The organism is Sulfitobacter sp. JL08, from assembly GCF_003352045.1.
Classification (GTDB): Bacteria; Pseudomonadota; Alphaproteobacteria; order Rhodobacterales; family Rhodobacteraceae; genus JL08.
On sequence record NZ_CP025815.1, the window covers coordinates 1,369,376 to 1,389,226 of the forward strand.

The 19,851-nt window shown below is 58.3% G+C and carries 17 protein-coding genes and 1 pseudogene; 12 read left to right on the plus strand and 6 right to left on the minus strand.

The window, feature by feature from the left end:
* Nucleotides 1–55 precede the first annotated feature (55 nt).
* The 3 genes and pseudogenes from C1J05_RS06855 to C1J05_RS06860 all read left to right on the plus strand — a co-directional run bounded on the left by C1J05_RS06855 (nucleotide 56) and on the right by C1J05_RS06860 (nucleotide 4,251).
* Nucleotides 56–2,323: a SulP family inorganic anion transporter gene (locus C1J05_RS06855; RefSeq protein WP_114869593.1), complete on the plus strand. Its 2,268-nt coding sequence runs from the start codon at nucleotides 56–58 to the stop codon at nucleotides 2,321–2,323.
* A gap of 93 nt (nucleotides 2,324–2,416) precedes the next feature.
* A pseudogene (locus C1J05_RS21855) lies at nucleotides 2,417–2,494 on the plus strand (IS6 family transposase); the annotation flags it as partial.
* A 548-nt stretch (nucleotides 2,495–3,042) separates the two neighbouring features.
* The gene (locus tag C1J05_RS06860; RefSeq protein ID WP_114869594.1) at nucleotides 3,043–4,251 is read left to right on the plus strand and encodes an aromatic ring-hydroxylating oxygenase subunit alpha; all 1,209 of its coding nucleotides are present in this window, start codon (nucleotides 3,043–3,045) and stop codon (nucleotides 4,249–4,251) included.
* Nucleotides 4,252–4,268: 17 nt separating this feature from the next.
* Here the strand turns inward: C1J05_RS06860 and C1J05_RS06865 are convergent, their stop codons facing one another.
* On the minus strand, nucleotides 4,269–4,970 hold the full coding sequence (locus C1J05_RS06865; RefSeq protein ID WP_114869595.1) for a GntR family transcriptional regulator: 702 nt from the start codon (nucleotides 4,968–4,970) through the stop codon (nucleotides 4,269–4,271).
* 83 nt (nucleotides 4,971–5,053) lie between these two features.
* On the opposite strand from C1J05_RS06865, the gene C1J05_RS06870 reads away from it, so the two are divergent.
* On the plus strand, nucleotides 5,054–5,587 hold the full coding sequence (locus tag C1J05_RS06870; RefSeq protein ID WP_205389157.1) for a HutD/Ves family protein: 534 nt from the start codon (nucleotides 5,054–5,056) through the stop codon (nucleotides 5,585–5,587).
* Here C1J05_RS06870 and C1J05_RS06875 read toward each other — a convergent pair.
* The 4 genes from C1J05_RS06875 to C1J05_RS06890 all read right to left on the minus strand — a co-directional run bounded on the left by C1J05_RS06875 (nucleotide 5,580) and on the right by C1J05_RS06890 (nucleotide 9,823).
* Nucleotides 5,580–6,947, minus strand: a complete 1,368-nt coding sequence (locus C1J05_RS06875) for a formimidoylglutamate deiminase (protein WP_114869597.1) — start codon at nucleotides 6,945–6,947, stop codon at nucleotides 5,580–5,582. The genes C1J05_RS06870 and C1J05_RS06875 overlap by 8 nt on opposite strands.
* Before the next feature lie 69 nt (nucleotides 6,948–7,016).
* Entirely contained in the window at nucleotides 7,017–8,018 is a 1,002-nt protein-coding gene (locus C1J05_RS06880; protein ID WP_114869598.1) for a D-cysteine desulfhydrase family protein, read from the minus strand.
* A complete protein-coding gene (locus tag C1J05_RS06885; RefSeq protein WP_114869599.1) occupies nucleotides 8,018–8,866 on the minus strand; it encodes a 3-keto-5-aminohexanoate cleavage protein in 849 nt (282 codons plus the stop codon). The genes C1J05_RS06880 and C1J05_RS06885 overlap by 1 nt, the downstream gene beginning before the upstream one ends.
* Nucleotides 8,867–8,902: 36 nt before the next feature.
* Nucleotides 8,903–9,823: a hydrogen peroxide-inducible genes activator gene (locus C1J05_RS06890; protein ID WP_114869600.1), complete on the minus strand. Its 921-nt coding sequence runs from the start codon at nucleotides 9,821–9,823 to the stop codon at nucleotides 8,903–8,905.
* Nucleotides 9,824–9,978: 155 nt separating this feature from the next.
* Between C1J05_RS06890 and katG the strand changes: the two genes are divergently transcribed.
* Complete coding sequence (gene katG, locus C1J05_RS06895) at nucleotides 9,979–12,186, plus strand: catalase/peroxidase HPI (RefSeq protein WP_114869601.1); 2,208 nt, start codon at nucleotides 9,979–9,981, stop codon at nucleotides 12,184–12,186.
* 52 nt (nucleotides 12,187–12,238) lie between these two features.
* On the opposite strand, the gene C1J05_RS06900 is transcribed toward katG, so the two are convergent.
* Entirely contained in the window at nucleotides 12,239–13,261 is a 1,023-nt protein-coding gene (locus C1J05_RS06900; RefSeq protein ID WP_114869602.1) for a LacI family DNA-binding transcriptional regulator, read from the minus strand.
* 180 nt (nucleotides 13,262–13,441) lie between these two features.
* Between C1J05_RS06900 and C1J05_RS06905 the strand changes: the two genes are divergently transcribed.
* The 7 genes from C1J05_RS06905 (at nucleotide 13,442) to C1J05_RS06935 (ending at nucleotide 19,838) form a co-directional block, all read left to right on the plus strand.
* Complete coding sequence (locus tag C1J05_RS06905) at nucleotides 13,442–13,630, plus strand: hypothetical protein (protein WP_114869603.1); 189 nt, start codon at nucleotides 13,442–13,444, stop codon at nucleotides 13,628–13,630.
* Between the two features lie 20 nt (nucleotides 13,631–13,650).
* Nucleotides 13,651–14,790 (plus strand): TRAP transporter substrate-binding protein, encoded by a 1,140-nt coding sequence (locus C1J05_RS06910; RefSeq protein WP_114869604.1) that lies wholly within the window; start codon nucleotides 13,651–13,653, stop codon nucleotides 14,788–14,790.
* A gap of 109 nt (nucleotides 14,791–14,899) precedes the next feature.
* Nucleotides 14,900–15,415, plus strand: coding sequence for a TRAP transporter small permease (locus C1J05_RS06915; protein ID WP_114872169.1), 516 nt, complete (start codon nucleotides 14,900–14,902; stop codon nucleotides 15,413–15,415).
* 11 nt (nucleotides 15,416–15,426) lie between these two features.
* Complete coding sequence (locus tag C1J05_RS06920) at nucleotides 15,427–16,758, plus strand: TRAP transporter large permease (RefSeq protein WP_114869605.1); 1,332 nt, start codon at nucleotides 15,427–15,429, stop codon at nucleotides 16,756–16,758.
* A 12-nt stretch (nucleotides 16,759–16,770) separates the two neighbouring features.
* Nucleotides 16,771–18,078 (plus strand): histidinol dehydrogenase, encoded by a 1,308-nt coding sequence (gene hisD, locus C1J05_RS06925; RefSeq protein ID WP_114869606.1) that lies wholly within the window; start codon nucleotides 16,771–16,773, stop codon nucleotides 18,076–18,078.
* Nucleotides 18,079–18,081: 3 nt separating this feature from the next.
* On the plus strand, nucleotides 18,082–18,834 hold the full coding sequence (locus C1J05_RS06930; RefSeq protein WP_114869607.1) for an SDR family NAD(P)-dependent oxidoreductase: 753 nt from the start codon (nucleotides 18,082–18,084) through the stop codon (nucleotides 18,832–18,834).
* The gene (locus tag C1J05_RS06935) at nucleotides 18,831–19,838 is read left to right on the plus strand and encodes a zinc-dependent alcohol dehydrogenase (protein WP_114869608.1); all 1,008 of its coding nucleotides are present in this window, start codon (nucleotides 18,831–18,833) and stop codon (nucleotides 19,836–19,838) included. Before C1J05_RS06930 ends, C1J05_RS06935 begins: the two co-directional genes overlap by 4 nt.
* Nucleotides 19,839–19,851 lie beyond the last annotated feature (13 nt).

Consider the following 19,851-nt stretch of genomic DNA (forward strand, 5'->3'; position numbering starts at 1 on the left):
TTGATGCGCCACTAAGATTGGAGGCAATAGGTTCGAGAAACGGCCACCCTGTAAAATGTTCGACGATAATGCTGAGTGGGAATTAGGATTGATGCAGACTGGCTGGAAACAGGAACTCAAGGAAAACTTGCGTGGCCCCGTTGTTGTCCCAAGTATCACCGCCGGACTGGTTGCGGGTGTCCTGACGGTCACCTTCATGTTTTCCTATTCGGCCGTGATTTTTACCGGTGAACTCTCCGGCTACGTGCCACGAGCGACAGGGCAACTCCTCTTTGGTGGTGTTGTAATTGCGCTTGTCATTGGGCTCTTCAGCGAGCTTCGCGGCGTCGTGGCTTTGCCACAAGACAACCCAACGGCAATCATCGCTGTCATGATTGCGACTCTATCCCAACTTCCCGGGAGCACGCTCTCGCCAGAGATGCTGTTTGCCCAGGCGGTGGTAATAATGGTGGCGTCGACAGCTCTTTCGGGTGTGATCTTCTACCTCGTCGGCCGGTGGCGGCTCGCAGCCTTTGTCCAGCTGATTCCGTATCCGGTGATCGCTGGTTTTCTGGCGGCAACGGGGTGGCTGCTTTTCAAGGGCTCCTTCAGCGTAATGGCGGATCAAAAGTTTGATTTTTCCCAGCTCGGTGCACTCGGCGAAGTCACGCATCTTTGGCTGCCCGGAGCCGCATTCGCTATCATTACGTTGTTCGTGTCCCTCAAGTACTCCAATGTTTTCATCATGCCGGGGCTCATCTTGGGCGCGGTAGCTCTTTTTCACGTAATTCTAATTCTCAGTGGTGTTGCGAGCCAGGAAGCCATTGACGGAGGGTGGTTGCTGCAACCATTTGGGGAAGGCGCGTTGTGGCAGCCTGTACCTCTTTCAACATTTCTTGCCGCCGATTGGACGTTGTTTGTGACAGAATTCACAGGGTTGGCCACTATTCTTTCGATTGCGCTCATCTCTGTACTTCTTAACCTCACAGCTCTCGAGTCGGCCTTTAACCGTGACATAGACGTCCACCGCGAGATGCGCCTGGCCGGACTTGCAAACATGCTTGCTGCGCCTGGCGGAAGTCTTGTTGGATATCACTACGTAAGCCTCTCCACTCTCGGGCGTCGTATGCGTGGAGACAGTAGGCTCGTTGGGGTCGTAGTCGCAGTATTTTGCCTTCTTACAATGACGGTCGGCGCAGGTGCTCTGTCTGTATTCCCAAAATTTGTGCTGGGCGGCTTGGTAATGTTTATCGGACTAGGTTTCCTTTTCGATTGGGTTGTTAAAAGTTGGTCCAGTCTACGGCGCGGTGACGTCGCCATAATATTTGTGATCCTTTTTGTGGTCGAGTTTATCGGATTTCTCGAAGGTGTTGCGACCGGCGTAGCCGCAGCCGTAGTTCTCTTCGTGATTAGCTACAGCAAAATTAACGTTGTTCGCTTAGCCATAGAGGGGAGTAATTTTTCGAGTGCCGTTGATCGCCCGGAAGACCAGCGAAACGCCCTGACTACCGAAGGCAAAAAAATTCTATATCTTAAACTTCACGGTTTCATTTTTTTCGCGTCCTCAATTAGGTTGTATGAGGAAGTGGCTGGAGCTCTATCTAAACAAGAGGCCGCACCAGAGTTCGTAATTTTGGACTTTCAGCAGGTTTCCGGATTGGATACGTCTGCCGTTCATGGCCTCGTCAAAATTAAGAAAAAGGCTCTCGAAGTCGGAACGCAGCTTGCGCTGGCTCACGTCTCAGAAGAAATTGATCGACGGTTGCACGAAGAAAAATTTCTAGATGGCGATGCTGTTATCGAGCCGATCTTCAAGGATGCAGACAGTGCCTTGGAATGGTGCGAAGATTTTCTTCTAAGAACGGCTGGTTTTGATCCAAGCCCAAAAGCGTTGCCGATAGACGATCAGTTGAACAAGGTTTTCAAGAGAGAGATCGATGTCCAAAAATTCCGGAGCTACTTGGAAACGATTGAGTTCTCATATGGTGATGTTGTTTCAGAACCTGGCAATGAGCAGCGCATGCTGTACTTTATCGAACAGGGGACCATTTCGATTTATCTCGCCGAGTTAGACGGAAAAAACCGTAGAATACGAAGTGCGGGCTCAGGTTCGATGGTCGGCGTGGCAAGCTTCTTCAGGCAAGGAAATATCGGCCCGCTTGTGCTAGGTATAGCGGACACAGAAGGAACCGCTCACGTTATGACAGAATCGGCATTCGAACGTATGAAGTCCGAAGATCCGGAATTGGTCCTTTCGTTCCAAACATTTGCGCTCGAATACGTTTCAGAGCGGTTGGCAAGTAACTTGCGAACACTTTCATCGATCCTTCGCCTCGAAGAATAATACTTTAGCCTAAAATTCTTTTTCCATCGCTTGTGACGTCAGTGAAAGAGGAACTTTCTTGTCGGCTGAGTTCGCGCTGACTAGCGTCACCGGATGACAAAACGCAGCCCTTGTCGTTATTTCAAGACGAGCCCAGAGAATATTCGCTTGGCGCTTGTGATGTATGTCCGCTCTTAACACCTCGGATGGCATTGTCATTTGTGGACGGCCCCGGTTTTGCAAGGGTTGACTTGAGCGGATTTTGATCGTTGCGGGGTTCGGTCATGTGTCCGGCCTTTGTGTGCGGTGCATGTGACCGTTGGCCCTTCTGTGGTTGTCGCTAAAAATGCAAGAAGTTTCTGAAGCATGGATTTGAGATCGAGTGCGGTCTTCTATCAGGCCTCGTTGTGCGGTCTTTGCCGTCCTTTCCTCTCAGTGGCTGTAACACCACCATTCTGGCACATTGCGATGCCGTCGAGGGAGGGCGGCAACCACCCCATCTGATGATGTCGGCGTGCCGGATCCCAATCAGACAATCGACGCCCTGACAGTATTTCGGGGTGTCACCTTCAGTTGGTTTGAAGGTCCGGTCCTGCAGAGCCCTGCAGGGAGATCAAATTTCAAGAACAGATTGCGCAGTTTTGATGTCGGAAAAACGTGCTCAGGCTGCGACCGGGGCGCCCTTGCAAAAACCGGTTCCGCGAGCCAAGATTGGCGCTGTCAGCCAATAGGATCCGACCATGTCATACCAGAAACCCGCAGGTCTGGGCGCGCTTGTCCAGAAGTGCCAGCCCGGTTTTGCCCTGCCGCGCGATTTTTACACGCGCCCCGATATCTATCAGCACGACATCAAGACCTACTGGAACGAAAGCTGGATATGGGTCGGGCATGTCAGCCAGATTGTGGAAAAGGGCGCGTTCTTTCTGTTTGAATACGGGCATGAATCGATCATCGTGGTGCGCGACGGATCGGACCGGGTGCGCGCCTATCTGAATGTCTGCCGTCATCGCGGATCGCGGGTATGCGTGGAACACCAAGGCACAGCGCGGGTGTTTTCGTGCCCCTATCACGCATGGACATATGATCTGGATGGCAAATTGCGCGGCGGGCGCGAAATGGGCCCCGATTTCGATCCGGCACAATACGGCCTGTTCGAAGCCCATGTGCGCGTGTTTGAGGGGCTGATTTTCATCTCGACCGGCGCAAATCCACCCGACATTGATGCGGGGCTTGATCAGCTGCGCCCGCTGGTCGCGCCGTTCGATCTTGCCAATCTCAAACTCGCACATACGGCATCCTATCCGGTGCCCGCCAACTGGAAACTGGCGATCGAAAACTACATGGAATGCTATCATTGCGCGCCAGCCCACAAGGATTATTCGCGCAGCCACAGTTTGAAAGATCCCGCGTCGATGACCGATGAACTGGTCGGGGCGATGCAGGACAAGGCGCGTGCTGCCGGGCTGGATACGACCGAGATCAGCCTGCCGGAACAGTCGGGCGGGGGAATGAATTTCTATTTCCGCCGTTACCCGCTTTATTCCGGCTATGTCACCGGGAGCAAGGACGGCACGCCGGTTGCGCCGCTGCTGGGAACGCTGGGCGGTTATGATGGCGGCACCACCGATCTTCAGATCGGGGTTCTGAACAATTTCCTGATCTATTCCGACTACGTCGTCGGCTATCGTTTTGTCCCGACCGGCGTGCAGGAAACCGATATTCAGGTCGTGTGGATGGTGCGCGGCGATGCCGAGGCGGGCAGGGATTACGACCCTGACACCCTGATCTGGCTGTGGCACGAAACATCGCTGGATGACGAACGGATCATACGTGTCAATCAGGAAGGCGTGAATTCGCACCACTTTGTGCCGGGTCCGCTGTCGCACATGGAATGGGGCATTCAATCATTCTACGACAGCTATCTTGGCATGATCGCGCCCTCCGTCTGATCGGGAAAACTTCGCGGTCAGTACCTTGTGCTCATCCGGTATCCGGGCTGAAAGGTCATGCGCACAAAGGTGATCGGCTTGCTGCGAAACCACGTTGTGCGTTCCAGCTGGAACAGCGGGGTGCCCTTGGGTGTTGCCAGAAAATCCGCCATTTCGCCACTGGCACCAACCGCAGAAAACGTGATTTCGGCGTTGGAAAATGGCACGGCTTCCAACAGCCATTCATTCGGGCCGATGGTTGAAAAATCGGCGTCTACCACCGATTTCACCGCATCGATGTTGATCCAGCGGTCTTCGAACTGAAACGGCTGGTTGTCGGCGTAATGCATGCAGTTCAGATGCAGGATCTGCGCGCCTTCCGCGACATTGATCTGCGCGCGCAGCCATGCGGGCACATCGATGATGCTGCGATGCACCAGCGCATAGCGATAGGTGGCGTTCATGTCCTCGATGGTGCGGCGCACCACGGAGATTTCGAATTTGGCCTGTTTTGACGGCGCGCTTTTCACGCGCGTGCCGCTTTTGCGTTTGCGATCCACCAGCCCCTGTTCGGCCAGTTCGCGCAAGGCCCGGTTTACCGTTGCGCGCGCACAGCCGAACTCTTCTGCCAGTTCCATTTCGGTGGGCAGCAGGCTGCCCTGCGGCCAGACGCGGTTTTCAATGCGCGCTTTGACCTCTTCCTTTATATCGTGAAAGCTGACTTTTCGTTGCAAGGTCATGCATTTTGTTCCTTTTGGTGGATGTTTATGATGTGCATAACCGGCAAATGTCCAATATTTATTGGGATCAAGGGGATGGTGCGATGCGGTTCGATCTGAATACTTGCCCGAAACAGCCGTGGAAAAACGGTGGCGGGACCACTCAGGAACTGGCGGTCGGCTACAGTGGCGACGCACTCCTCTGGCGGCTGAGCATGGCGCAGATCTTGGCCGACGGGCCTTATTTGGTGTTTCCCGGTTTGCGGCGTATCCAGACCATCGTGGAGGGGGCGGGCCTGCACCTTTCTGGCCCGGATCAGATGATCGCTGTGCGCCCCTTGCAACCTGTGGCCTTTGACGGCGCGGTGTCATTTTACGCTGCATTGCGTGATGGTCCCTGTCAGGCATTGAACCTGATGTTCGATCCGACCCGCGTGCAGGCCGATATGACCGTTCTGTTCGGGCCGCAATGCTGGTCGGGCATTGATGAAACCCTGCTTTACTGCGCCCGCGGATCTGTCCGGTGTGGCGCCGAAACACTGGCGCAAGAGGCGGGTATCCATTGCACCGGACCTGTAGACATAGATGTATCATCCGGCGCGGTGGCGGTGCTGGCGACGCTGAAACCGGTCAGATAAGCGCCAGCAAATCCTGCACTGTTTGTTTGTAACGTGCGATGATGCGGTCACGGTGAATATGGTGGCCATCCTGCACGCAATGTCGCCCCGCGCTCCACAGGTCGGTAATGATGTCGTCGCCCGCAGCAAAACACAGCCCGTCCAGAACCTGACCATCGTTCAGGGCGCACAGGGCCGGTGTGTCGCTGTTGATCGCCACCAGATCGGCCAGCGCACCCACCTCGATCTGTCCGCTGCCGCGGTTCAGGGCTTGCGCGCCGCCCTGTGCCGCGCCCAGATACAGGTGGTCGCCCACCGATCCGGCTTGCGGCACCAGAACATTGCGGGCCAGATCGCGCAGGCGTTGCGAATATTCCAGCATCCGCAATTCCTCGGACAGCGCGATGCGCACGTTGGAATCCGAACCAATACCAAATGCCCCGCCCGCTGCAAGATAGTCCACACCGTTGAACGGACCGTCGCCCAGATTGGCCTCGGTGATTGGGCACAGGCCTGCCACGGCACCGGACTGCGCCAGCGCGCGGGTTTCTGCGTCGGTCATGTGGGTGGCATGGATCAGGCACCAGCGGGGATCAACACCGGCATTGTCCAGCAGCCACTGTACGGGCCGCGCCCCCAGCCATGCCGAAATATCCGCCACTTCCTTTGGTTGTTCGGCCACATGGATGTGGACAGGCCCGTTCGGTGCGTCCGCCAACACAACCGACAGATCATCGGGGCAGGTGGCACGCAGCGAATGGGGCGCGATGCCCACCTGAGCGTCTTCCGGCAGATCACGGGCGGCCCGGTCGCGCGCCTGTGCCACCAATGCGCCAAACCGGTCGACATCATTGCCGAACCGCAATTGGCCGCCGTTCAATGCGGCCATGCCCGCGCCGCCATAGCTATATAGCACCGGCAGATGGGTCAGGCCGATACCGGTATGCGCTGCGGCGGCGAACACACGCGCGCTCAACTCTGACAGATCGTCATAAGGCTGCCCGCCCGGCTGGTGATGCACATAGTGAAACTCGCCCACGCTGGCATATCCGGCCTCTTGCATTTCCATGAACACGAGTGCCGCAATCGCTTCATAATGATCAGGCGTGATGTGATCCATGAAGCGGTACATCAATGTCCGCCATGTCCAGAAACTGTCTTGTCCGGCGGCGCGAAATTCGGTCATACCGGCCATTGCACGCTGAAAACTGTGCGAATGCAGGTTGGCCAAAGAGGGCAGCAACGTATCAACCGCTATGGCATCGGGTGCAGCGGATGCACCGGCTTTCACGTCCGCGATACGCCCGTGTTCAAGGGAAAGACGCACATTCTGCGCCCAGCCAGAGCTTAGTCGCGCGCGCTTGGCAAAAATTGTCTGCATGGGATCACTTTTGTCTAGACATAAACTGTTTAAAGGCGCCCGATCCGGTAATCAACTTAATTGCGCCGATCAACCGCGCGGCAGGGCGGTTTCGATCTCGTCCTGATAGGCGAACAGCGCGGCCAGACCGCCGGTATGGACAAACAGTACATTGCTGCCCTGCGGGATTGATCCCGACCGGACCAGTGCGGGAATCGCGGCAAAGGATTTGGCGGTATAAACCGGGTCCAGCATGATCCCTTCGACCTGCGCCATCCGGGCCATGGCATCGGCGGCAGCAGGTCCGATCCGCCCGTATCCGGGGGCCAGCGCACCGTCCCAGATTTCGATCCGGTTCTGGGGAACAGGCCCGCCTGTGTCCGTCAGTTCAGACAGCGCCGCCAGAACCCGTTTCAACCTGTCGGTTTGCAGGCCCGCATCACGGCGCACGCAACTGCCAATCACCCGTGCGCCATGGCCGGCGCGGTGCAGCCCCGCGAGCAGGCCCGCATGGGTCAGCCCGCTGCCGGATGCCACGACGATCACGTCAAATCCGGCGTTCTGTGCAATGATTTCATCCGCCGCGCGCATGTATCCTAGCGCACCCAGAGGCGGGTTTCCGGCCGCCAGCGGGATCACATAGGGCACACGCCCCGCCTTTTGTTCCTGAACCGCGCGCGCCCGCAGCGCCGCGTCGGCACCGGCTTCGTCCTCGCCATCAGGGTAGTGCATCACCTCTGCCCCCAGAATACGCGACAGCAACACATTGCCCGAGCGGTCATAGGTGGGCCCCATATCCGGCACACGGGATTCCAGTTGCACGATTGTGCGCATCCCCAACTGCGCCGCCGATGCGGCGGCGGTGCGCACGAAATTGGATTGAACGGCCCCGGTGATCAGGATCGTATCGGCGCTGGCCGCTTGCGCCGCCCCAAGGTAATATTCCAGCTGGCGGGATTTGTTGCCGCCAAAGGTCGTGCCCGCCAGATCATCGCGTTTGATGTGCAGCGTGATGCCTAGCTGTCCAGACAGGCGCGCCAGCGGTTGGATCGGTGTGGCTGGGCCAACCAGTTCGGCGCGCGGCTGTGCCATTACGTCAGCCCCAGTATCGCCTTGGCCTGCTGCGGTGTTGCAACGGGCCGGTCATAACGCACGCACAGATCGGCAGCGCGCCGGATCAGGGCGGCATTCGATGGGGCCAGCCTGTGTTTGTCCAGCCGGACATTGTCCTCAAGTCCGGCGCGCGTATGACCGCCTGCGGCAATGGCCCATTCGTTCACAACGATCTGGTTTGCCCCGATCCCTGCGGCACACCAGGGGGCATCGGGGGCAAGCCGGTGCATTGTGTGGACATAGTAATCGAACACATCCTTGTCGGCGGGCATGGCGTTTTTCACCCCCATGACAAACTGCACGTAAAGCGTGCCGTAAAGACGCCCCGCCTCGTGCAGGCGCACAGCCTGAAGAATGTGCGACAGATCAAACGCCTCGATCTCTGGCGTGACCTGATAGGTCTGCATTTCACCCGCCAGCCAGTCAACCAGATCGGGCGGGTTTTCATAGACGCGGGTGGGAAAGTTGTTTGATCCCACAGACAGGGATGCCATGTGCGGGCGCAGCGGCAGCATACCGCCGCGTTCACGCCCGGCGCCGGATCGCCCGCCTGTTGAAAACTGGATGATCACATCGGGGCAGTGTTCTTCCAACCCCTCCTTGAGCCGCGCGAACTTGTCGGGATCGGATGATGGTGTCTGATCGGAATTGCGCACATGGGCGTGAATGATGCTGGCCCCCGCCTCGTACGCGGCGTGCGCACTTTCGATCTGTTCGGCAATGCTGATCGGAACGGCGGGGTTGTCTTCCTTGCGCGGAACCGACCCCGTGATCGCGCAGCACAGGATGCAGGGTTTGCCCGCGACGCTTTGGTTCGGGTTGGTCATGTCTTGGCGTTCCTTTCGTTGTGCGTGCAGTTTCGGCTATCCGGCCTTTTGCGCTTTGTACTGCCGCGAAGGTGCGGTCGAGCGGCGCACGACATCGGCGATTTTCGTCAGCTCTGTGGCAAGCGGGTTTGTCTTGCGCCAGATCATTCCGATTATACGGGCAGGCTGCGGGTCTTTGAACCGTGTTACTGAAACCGGGGCCGAGCGTGTTTCGACATCGACCGCCATTTCCGGGATGAGAGTGACACCGATACCCGCGCTGACCATCTGCACAAGTGTCGCAAGCGAACTGGCGTCCAGCCCTTCGCGTTGGCGGCTTGTCTGGATGTTGCAGAACGAAAGCGCCTGATCACGAAAGCAATGGCCTTCTTCCAGCAACAAAAGTTTCATTTCCCGCAAAGCGTCGCGGTCGGGCACCGGTTTGCCCTCGTCCCCCAAGGGGCGCGCCAGTACAAAATTTTCCGTGAACAGCGCAACCTCGGTCAGCGACGGTTCCGAAACAGGCAGGGCCACAATGGCGGTATCGATGCGCCCGTCCGCCAGTTCCTGTATCAATTTGTGCGTCATCGTTTCACGCACATGAATGTCCAGCCCGGCATGGGTGCGCGCAAGGCCGGTGATGATACGCGGCAGAAGATAGGGTGCGATGGTCGGGATCACCCCGATGCGCAACCGCCCGACCAGACGGTCCCGCGACGCGCGCGCCAGATCGCCCAGTTCGTCAATCGAGCGCAAAATCTCGCGGGTGCGCAGGGCAAATTCTTCGCCGAACAGGGTTAGCCGCACCTGTCGCGCACCGCGTTCAAACAGGACCGCCCCCAATTCCTGTTCCAGTTCCTTGATCTGGACCGACAGGGCCGGTTGCGATATCGCACAGGCCGCCGCCGCGTGCCCGAAATGGCAATGCCGCGCCAGCACTTCGAAATACCGCAACTGTTTCAGCGTGAAATTTATCATAAGCGCAGGTTATTGCAGTCATCAGTTTTTTCAACTTAAATAAATTGCGCCGGTTTGATATAAGCAGGGTCAGACCGCATGACTTTCCGGCATTCTGGCTGGGAATCGCTGCGGATAAATCTATTCAGTCATCACAACCAAAATCGGAGAGCGCCATGGACGGAAATGATATTGGAACCGGGGGCAAATGCCCTGTTATGCACGCAACTTTCGGGACGCGATCGAACCGGGATTGGTGGCCGAACCAGTTGAACCTCAGAATTCTGCACCAGAATTCCCCGCTGACCGATCCGACCCGCGGGCGGGTGAACTATGCCGAAGCCTTCAAGAAAGTTGACCTGAAAGCCCTGAAGGAAGACATCTACTCACTGCTGACCGATTCACAGGACTGGTGGCCGGCGGATTACGGGCATTACGGCCCATTCTTTATCCGGATGGCATGGCACAGCGCGGGCACCTACCGTACCGCAGACGGCCGTGGCGGCGGTTCGTCGGGATCGCAGCGCTTTGCGCCGCTGAACAGCTGGCCAGATAACGGCAACCTGGACAAGGCGCGCCGCCTTCTGTGGCCGATCAAGAAAAAATACGGCAACAGCGTTTCCTGGGCGGATCTGTTCATCCTCGTCGGCAACTGCGCCATTGAATCGATGGGCGGCAAGACTTTTGGCTTTGGCGGCGGTCGCGAAGATATCTGGGAACCCGAAGAAGACATCTACTGGGGTGCCGAGGAAACATGGCTTGCCACCAGCGACAAACCCAACAGCCGCTATAGCGGTGATCGCGTACTGGAAAACCCGCTGGCGGCTGTCCAGATGGGCCTGATCTACGTCAACCCCGAAGGTCCGGATGGCAACCCCGATCCTCTGGCATCGGCGCGTGACATTCGCGATACTTTTGCACGCATGGCGATGAACGATGAAGAAACCGTGGCTTTGGTCGCGGGTGGTCACACCTTTGGCAAGGCGCATGGCAACGGCGATGCCGCTTTGGTCGGGGTAGAGCCGGAAGGCGGCGACATGGCCGCGCAAGGCTTTGGCTGGCTTAGCACACATGGATCGGGCAAAGGCGTCGATACAATCACCAGCGGAATTGAAGGCCCGTGGACACCCACACCGACCACGTGGGACATGAGCTATTTTGACGTTCTTCTGGGATATGACTGGGAACTGACGAAAAGCCCGGCAGGGGCCAACCAGTGGACACCGAAGGCCTGCCAGAACGCCGCCGAGGCGCCGCAGGTCGATGGTAACGGAACCGTGCCGCTGATGATGACAACCGCCGATATGGCGATGCGCATGGATCCGTCGTACGAGAAAATCTCGCGCCACTTCCATGCCAATCCGGATGTGTTTGCCGATGCGTTTGCGCGTGCGTGGTACAAGCTGACCCACCGCGATATGGGGCCAATCTCGCGGTATCTGGGGGATGAAGTGCCTGCAGAAGAGTTGATCTGGCAGGATCCGATCCCGGCCGTTGATCACGATCTGGTCGACGAAGCGGACGTTGTCGCGCTGAAAGAAAAAATTCTGGCGTCGGGTCTTTCGGTGTCTGAACTTGTGACAACGGCATGGGCGTCCGCATCAACCTATCGCGGGTCCGACATGCGCGGCGGAGCCAACGGTGCGCGTATCCGGCTTGCCCCGCAAAAAGACTGGGAAGCGAACCAGCCCGACCAACTGTCCAAGGTTCTGGGTATACTGGAAACCATTCAGTCAGAGTTCAACGCGGCGCAAACCGGCGGCAAGAAGATATCGCTGGCCGATCTGATCGTACTGGGCGGTGGCGCGGCCATCGAACAGGCGGCCAAGGCGGGTGGTCATGATGTGCAGGTGCCGTTTGCACCGGGGCGCATGGATGCCTTGGAGGAGCAGACGGACGTTGAATCCTTCGATGTGCTGGAACCGGTTGCAGATGGCTTCCGCAACTACCAGAAAGCCAGCTATTCTGTCTCGGCAGAAGAAATGCTGGTGGATCGCGCGCAATTGCTGACATTGACCGCCCCGGAAATGACAGCGCTTGTCGGCGGGATGCGGGTGCTGAACACCAATTTCGGCGGAACGGATTACGGTGTTTTCACCGACCGTCCCGGCACGCTCAGCAATGATTTCTTTGTGAACCTGATGGATATGGGCACGGAATGGAAAGCAACCTCTGAGGCCGAGGACGTTTTTGAAGGCCGTGACCGTGCCAGCGGCAAGGTCAAATGGACAGGCACCCGCGTGGATCTGGTGTTCGGATCAAACTCGCAATTGCGGGCCGTGGCCGAAGCCTATGCCTGCGACGATGCCAAGGACACCTTTGTTCAGGATTTCGTCGATGCGTGGACCAAGGTCATGAACGCCGATCGTTTCGATCTGGCCTGATGGGCTGACTAAGAAATGTCTGGGGCGCGGTCTAATTTGGCCGCGCCCTTTTTTATGGCTTGGGGCAGGGGCCCAACGATCCGCGCAGGCACAGGCGCGTATCAAGTTCGATGCTGGTATCGGGCCCGTTTCCTGCCACCATCGCAATCAGGTGTTTGGCCGCCTGGCGGCCCATTTCGCGATGCGGAACATGCACTGTGGTGATTTCAGGGGTCAGAACTGTCGCCAGTTCGATATCGTCAAACCCGGTGATCGAAACATCCTGCGGCACCCGCAGACCCATCTGGATGGCCTGACGCAACGCGCCTGCCGCCAGCACATCGTTGCCGCACATCACGACTGTCGGGCGATCCTTGGCTTGCATCAAATCACGAAAGGCGGTGCCACCTTCCTCAATGCCATAGGGAACTTCGGTCAGTTTCATCAATTCGGGCGATACCCCGTAATCCGCCATCGCCGCCCGAATACCTTCCACCCGGGCGCGGGCGCGGTCATTTGCGGCCTGTTGTGCTGAAATGACGCCGATGTGGCGATGGCCCATGTTCAGGACCGCAAACGCCAGGGATTTCATCGCCTGCTTGTTGTCAAATCCGATCGACAGGTTGGGGTGCCCTGCATCATAGACCCATGCGCTTAGCACTGGCACGGACTGGCGTTGCAGAAACCGGTAGATCGCGGGATCGCGGTGGTGCCCGATCAGCAGCAGCGCATCGGCACCGCGGGCCACCAAGGTGCGGATCTGTTCGGTTTCCAGCTCTTCGCGGTAGGACGAACACGCGACCAGCAGCGTGATACCATGTTCGCGCAATTCTTCCTGAAAGGCGTGGATACCCCGCGCAAAAACCGCGTTTTCCATGGTCGGGATGACAGCACCGATGGTGTTCGTGCGTTTCGCTGCCAGCGCGCGCGCCCCGAAATTCGGTGAATAGTTCAGTTTCTGAACCGCGGTCATCACCTTGCTGCGGGTGTGTTCCGCCACCTGACTGGGCGAATTCAGACAGCGTGAGACCGTCGCCGTCGAAACGCCGGCCTCGCGCGACACGTCTTCCAGTGTGGGCGTCGATATCTTGTTCAATCCCTGACTTTCCCGTTGCCTGTGTGCATCACCCTACAGCAGCCATTCGCAATTGCGAAGCGCAGGCTTTGCTTTGAGTTGTAAATGTAAGCGCTTGCAAATTGAAATGTAAGCGCTTACAGATAAAAAGCAGACGGCGGCGCGAACAACCGCAAAAACGGACAAGGGGGAGGTTTAATCATGTATATGGCAATCGCCGCAATCTTGTTCGGCGTCTATTTCCTGAACGTCACACTCGGTGCCTTCGGAGGAGGAGGGTTTCTGAGTGATGTGCCCGAACTGCTATTGCTGACAGTTTCGGTGCTGTTTTTCGTTGCGGCCATTCTGCTGCGCGAAGCGGCGGAGAAAAACAAACCAAAACAAGACTGAACCAACCCGGGAGGAAGACTTTGGACAACGAACTCAAATCGGCATCACGCCGCAATTTTCTGAAACTGACAACTGGCGGTGCCTTCACTGCGGCAATGGTCGCGGGCGCCGCAGGTACCCTTTGGTCGACCCAGGCTGTGGCCCAGACCGCCAAGGAAGAACAGGACCGCGAAGCCGCCGCAGAACACACGATGACAATCGCCACGGCCTATGTGCTGGGCGCATCGCGCAGCTATCCGATTCTGCAACTTGATCTGAAAGAAAACATCCAGAACGCCACCAACGGCAAGGTCTACGTCAAGCTGGCGCCGGGCGGCCAGTTGGGTGCAGGCGGTGCTTTGGTGCAGAAGGTGCAGGGTGGCACTATTCAGGCTGCGCAACATTCGCTGGCCAATTTTGCCGCGTTTGCACCGGCGGCCGACCTGATCAACATGCCGTATTTCTGTGGTTCGAACCAGCGTTTCACTAATCTGGTGCATTCGGATGCGTGGAAAAGCGATGTCGAGGCAAATGTCGAGGCCAAGGGCTTCAAGGCGCTGTTCTATGTCGTGATCGACCCGCGCGTCGTGGCCGTGCGCAAAGGTGGCGCAGGGGCCGTGATCACGCCCAGCGATCTGGCCGGTGTCAAATTCCGCGTACCGGGATCGAAAATGCTGCAACAGTACTATAAGATGGTTGGCGCAAACCCGACACCTGTGGCGTGGGGCGAAACACCGTCCGCGATCAAGCAGGGTGTGGCAGATGCGCTCGACCCGTCTGTTGGTGCGCTTTATGTCTTTGGCTTCAAGGATATCCTGAGCCACGTGACATTCACGCAGGCCGTACCGGACAGTCAGGTGTTTTCCTGCAATCTGGAATGGTTCAACTCCATGCCCGCCGATGTTCAGGAAGGCATCATGGTCGCCTCGGAAATCACCGGCCACCAGAACCTTGCCAAGGTACCGTCGGCCCGCAACTACGCGATGGCGGAACTGCGCAAATCCGGTGTTGAATTCCATTCCCTGTCCGATGACCAACTGGCCGAATGGAAGGCTGCAGGTGGCTATCAGCGGTCCGAATGGGACGAATTCAAGGTCGAACTGGCCGGATCGATGGAGGCCTTTGGCAAGCTGGAAGAAGCTGCCGGCACCCAGGGGCGCTATTACGTCCACGACGCCTGATCCTGACGCCGCCGGTGCAGGCCACCGGCGGCGCACTTCCTTCTTCAGCAGCACTGCGTGAACCGGGCCATTTGCCCGATCCCGCCTGCGCGCCATGAAAGTGAATGAAATGGGACAATTCCTGAGCAATTTGAACAAGAACGCAGAGCGCTGGGCGCTGCTGTTTTTCTACGTGCTGCTGGTGGTGACAATGTTTGTCGAAGTCATCCGGCGCGAAGTGTTTTCCTATTCGTCGATCTGGGGCGAAGAGATTGTGCGCTATTCTTTCATTTATCTGGCATGGATCGGTGCCGCATCCGCGGTACGCGAACGCGCGCATATCCGCATCGACGTGATCATGCATTACGTGTCACGCCGCACCAAGGCGATGATCTATATCCTGGGCGATATCGTGATGTTCGCGGTCGCTGTGATCGCGCTTTACTGGTCGTTTGAAACGGTACTTGTCTCGCTCAAATTCGGCTCTGTCAGCCATGGCCTGCGGGTTTCGATGGTGTGGTTCCTTGCGGCGGTGCCTATCGGGTTTTCGCTGCTGATCCTGCGCCTAGTCCAATCCTTCCTGCGCGATGTCGCAGACCTTCGTGCGGGCAAGCCCGTCTACGAAGGTGACAAACTTTTTGATTGAGGGGCGGGGCCATGCTTTTTCCAACATTACAAGACCAGACCGTTGTTCTGGGATGGGATTTTTACGGACCGGTTCTGCTGTTCGTGGTGCTGTGCGCCCTTGCCATTCCGATCTGGGCCTCGATCGGGGCTGCCGCCATTCTGATGCTGTTGCTGTCAGGCGCGCTGCCGTTGTCACTGCTGGGGGAATCCCTGTTTGACGGCATTGATGCCTTCGCACTGACTGCCGTGCCGCTGTTCATTCTGACGGGGGATGTGCTTGTTCGCACCGGGCTTAGCCGGAAATTCCTGAACGTCGCCGAAGCGCTGACCTGCTGGACCAAGGGCGGCTTCGGATCGGCCACGGTGCTGGTCTGCGGTATGTTTTCCGCGATTTCGGGTTCCGACGCGGCCGGGGCTGCGGCCGTCGGGCGCATGACAATCGACCGGTTGGTCGAATCCGGCTATCCGCGCCCCTACGCCTGTGCCCTGGTTGCGGCGGGCGCCTGTACCGGCGTTCTGATCCCGCCGTCAATTGCCTATATCATCATCGGTCTTGTTCTGGGGATATCCGCATCCACCCTGTTTATCGCCGCGCTGATCCCCGGTGTTGCGATCCTTGTCGCCATCCTTGTCACCAATCTGGTGATGAACCGGATCTACGCCTATGAAGGTGGCGGCCAGATGACGATGGGCGAATGGGCCGGCAATCTGGGCCGCGCCATTGCCAGCGGATGGTACGCTTTTCTGGTGCCGGGAATCATTTTCTACGGCATCTTTTCGGGTCGCCTGACACCGACCGAAGCGGGCGCAACAGCGGTGATCGTCACCATCATTCTGGGTTTCATCCTGCGCACGCTCAGGTTTTCGGATTTTCCGGCGATGCTGATCAGTTCGGCCAAGGTGAACGGTGTGATCCTGCCGATCATCGCGTTTTCCCTGCCGCTGGCACAGGCGCTGGCGATCATGGGGGTGCCGCAGGGGTTCGTGTCTTCCGTATCGGCCCTGACCGATGATCCGACAATGTTGATCCTGCTGATGATCGGTATCCTGATCCTTGCCGGCTGCGTGATGGAAACCACGCCCAATATCGTGATCCTTGCCCCGATCCTCAAGCCGCTGGCGGATTCGATCGGGATGCACGAAATCCAGTTCTGTATCATGATGATCACCGCGCTGGGTGTCGGCTTCATCACACCACCTTTGGGCCTTAACCTGTTTGTCGTGTCCGGAATTACGGGAGAATCCGTTCTTCGCATTGCGTCACGGGTGGGTCCGTTTGTATTCTTCATGCTGCTCGTGACTTTGCTGATTGCCTATGTTCCGGCAATCTCGCTGACGATGCTGCCCGACAACTTGCGATAACAGGAGGCCTGAATGGCACGTGAATATTTGAAAAAGGCCAAACTGACGGCCAAATCCGACGCTTCGGACGTGCATCAAACGGTCAGCACGATACTGGCCGAAATCGAAGAGGGTGGGGACGCCAAGGCGTTGGAATACGCCGCCAAATTCGACAACTACAATGGCCCCGTTTTGCTGAGCGCGGAAGATATCGCGGCGGCTGCGGACAAGGTGCCGCAACGCCTGAAGGATGACATCGCATTCGCCCACGACAACGTGCGCCGCTTTGCGCAGGTGCAGAAATCGACGATGACGGATGTCGAACTGGAAGTTGTACCGGGTCTGATCGCGGGGCAAAAGGCGATCCCCTGTCAGGCGGCTGGATGCTATGTGCCTGGTGGGCGTTACAGCCATATCGCCAGCGCCATCATGACAGTCACAACCGCCAAGGTGGCCGGATGCAAGCACATCGTAGCCTGTTCGCCGCCACGCGCGGGTGAAGGTATCGCGCCTGCCATCATCTATGCCGCCAACCTGTGCGGTGCCGACAAGATCCTGTCGATGGGTGGTGTTCAGGGCGTGGCCGCGATGACATTCGGACTGTTCGGATTGCCCAAGGCCGATATTCTGGTCGGCCCCGGAAACCAGTTCGTCGCCGAAGCCAAACGCATACTGTTCGGCCGTGTCGGCATTGACATGATCGCCGGTCCGACCGACAGCCTGATCCTTGCCGATGCAACGGCTGATCCGTTCATCGTGGCCACCGATCTGGTCGGTCAGGCCGAACACGGCTATAATTCTCCGGTCTGGCTGGTGACAGACAACCGGGCGCTGGCGGAAAAGGTGATGGAACTGGTGCCCGGCCTGATTGATGATCTGCCGGACGTGAACCGCGAAAACGCCACCGCTGCGTGGCGCGATTACGCCGAAATCATACTGTGCCCCAACCGCGAGGAAATGGCTGCCACATCGGATGATTATGCACCCGAACACCTGACAGTACAGGCCGCCGATCTGCCATGGTGGCGCGACCGTTTGCAATGCTACGGTTCGCTGTTTCTGGGCGAAGAAACCACTGTCGCCTTTGGCGACAAGGCATCGGGTACGAACCATGTGCTGCCCACATCGCAATCGGCCAAATATACCGGTGGCCTGTCAGTACACAAATACATGAAGATCGTGACATGGCAGCAATCCACCCGCGACGGATCAAAACCTGTCGCCGAAGCGACAGCACGCATTTCCCGACTGGAAGGGATGGAAGGGCACGCCCGCACCGCAGATGCCCGCCTTGCCAAGTATTTCCCCGATGAAACCTTTGATCTGACAGGCATCGAATAACCTATGGCGGACCTGTTCGATGTCAGCGGTAAAACGGTCTGCGTGACCGGCGCCAGTTCCGGACTGGGGCGGGCTGCTGCCACATTGCTGGCGGCGCGGGGCGCAAATGTCGTTGGCATCGCGCGGCGCGCCGATGCTTTGCAGGGATGGCAGGATGATACCGCAGGAAAGACAGCCGCCGTTGTGGCTGATCTGTCAGATCGTGCGGCCTTGTCCGGCATTGCAGAACAGGCGGCGCAGCCTTTTGGCGCGCCTGATATCCTGATCAATGCGGCGGGCCTGAACAATCGTGAACCGGCCGAAGACGTAAGTGCGGCGGGCTGGGACGACACGATCAACCTGAACCTTGCAACGCCGTTTTTTCTGGCTCAGGCAATGGTGCCGGCGATGAAGGCGCGCGGCTGGGGGCGGATCATAAACTTTGCGTCACTGCAATCGCGCCGCGCCTTTGCCAATTCGATCAGTTATGGCGCGTCCAAAGGCGGTGTGGAACAGCTGACACGGGCCATGGCCCAGGCGTGGTCGCCCCATGGCATTACCGCCAACGCGCTGGCCCCGGGTTTTTTTCGCACCGAACTGACCGGACCTGTCTTTGACAACCCCGAATTGGCGCAAAGGAATGCCGATCAAACCTGCATCGGGCGCAACGGCGAACCCAGTGATCTGGATGGTCCGTTGCTGTTCTTCTGCGGGGCCGCGTCGGATTATGTGACAGGGCAACTTCTGTTTGTGGACGGGGGATTTACCGCAAAATGAAAGCACTGGTTTACACCGGCGTGCAAACACTGGAACAGCAGGATGTGGCCCGCCCCGAACCGCGACAGGGCGAAAGCCTGATCCGCATCATGGCTTCGGGCATCTGCGGGTCGGATATGCACGCCTATCTGGGCCATGATGCGCGACGCCCCGCGCCGCTGATACTGGGCCACGAGGCAGCAGGCATCGTTGTGGGCGGGGTCAGAGACGGACGCCGCGTTACGGTCAATCCTCTGGTCACATGCGGGCAATGTTCAAACTGCCAATCAGGGCACACTAACCTCTGCGCCGACCGCCAGATCATATCCATGCCGCCGCGTCCGGGGGCATTTGCCGAATATGTCGTGATGCCCGACAGCAATCTTGTCACCGTGCCGGGCAGCGTGACGCTGGAACAGGCCGCACTGGCCGAACCTTTGGCCTGCGGATGGCACGGGGTGCGTCTGGGGCTGGCGGCGGGTGCACCGGATGCGCGCGCCGTGCGCGGTCTGGCTATCGGGGGCGGTGCCATCGGGCTGGGGGCGGCGCTTTCAATGAAGGCGCAGGGCATCAGGGATGTGACGATAGTTGAACCCAACGAAACGCGGCGCGCGTTTCTGGTGGAAAAATGCGGCTTTCCGGTGATTGCACCGGATGCGCTGTCAGAGGATGACAGCTTTGATCTGGTGGTGGACGGTGTCGGCTTTGCCGCGACCCGCGCCACCGCATCCGCGCGCACCCGCCCCGGCGGGGTGATCGTGCATATCGGACTGGGCGAAGACACCGGTGGGCTGGATATCCGCCGCATGACGCTGCAGGAAATCACCTTTATCGGCACCTATACCTACACCGCCGAAGATTTCCGCCAGACGGCCGCCGCGATATTTGACGGGCGCTTTGGTGCACTGGACTGGATCACGACCCGCGCACTGGCTGACGGGCAGGCGGCATTTCACGAGATTAGGGCTGGTCAAGTGGCTGCCCCCAAGACCATTCTGGTTCCGTCCCACGCGGCCCCGGGCTGACGCCCTTCGGCTT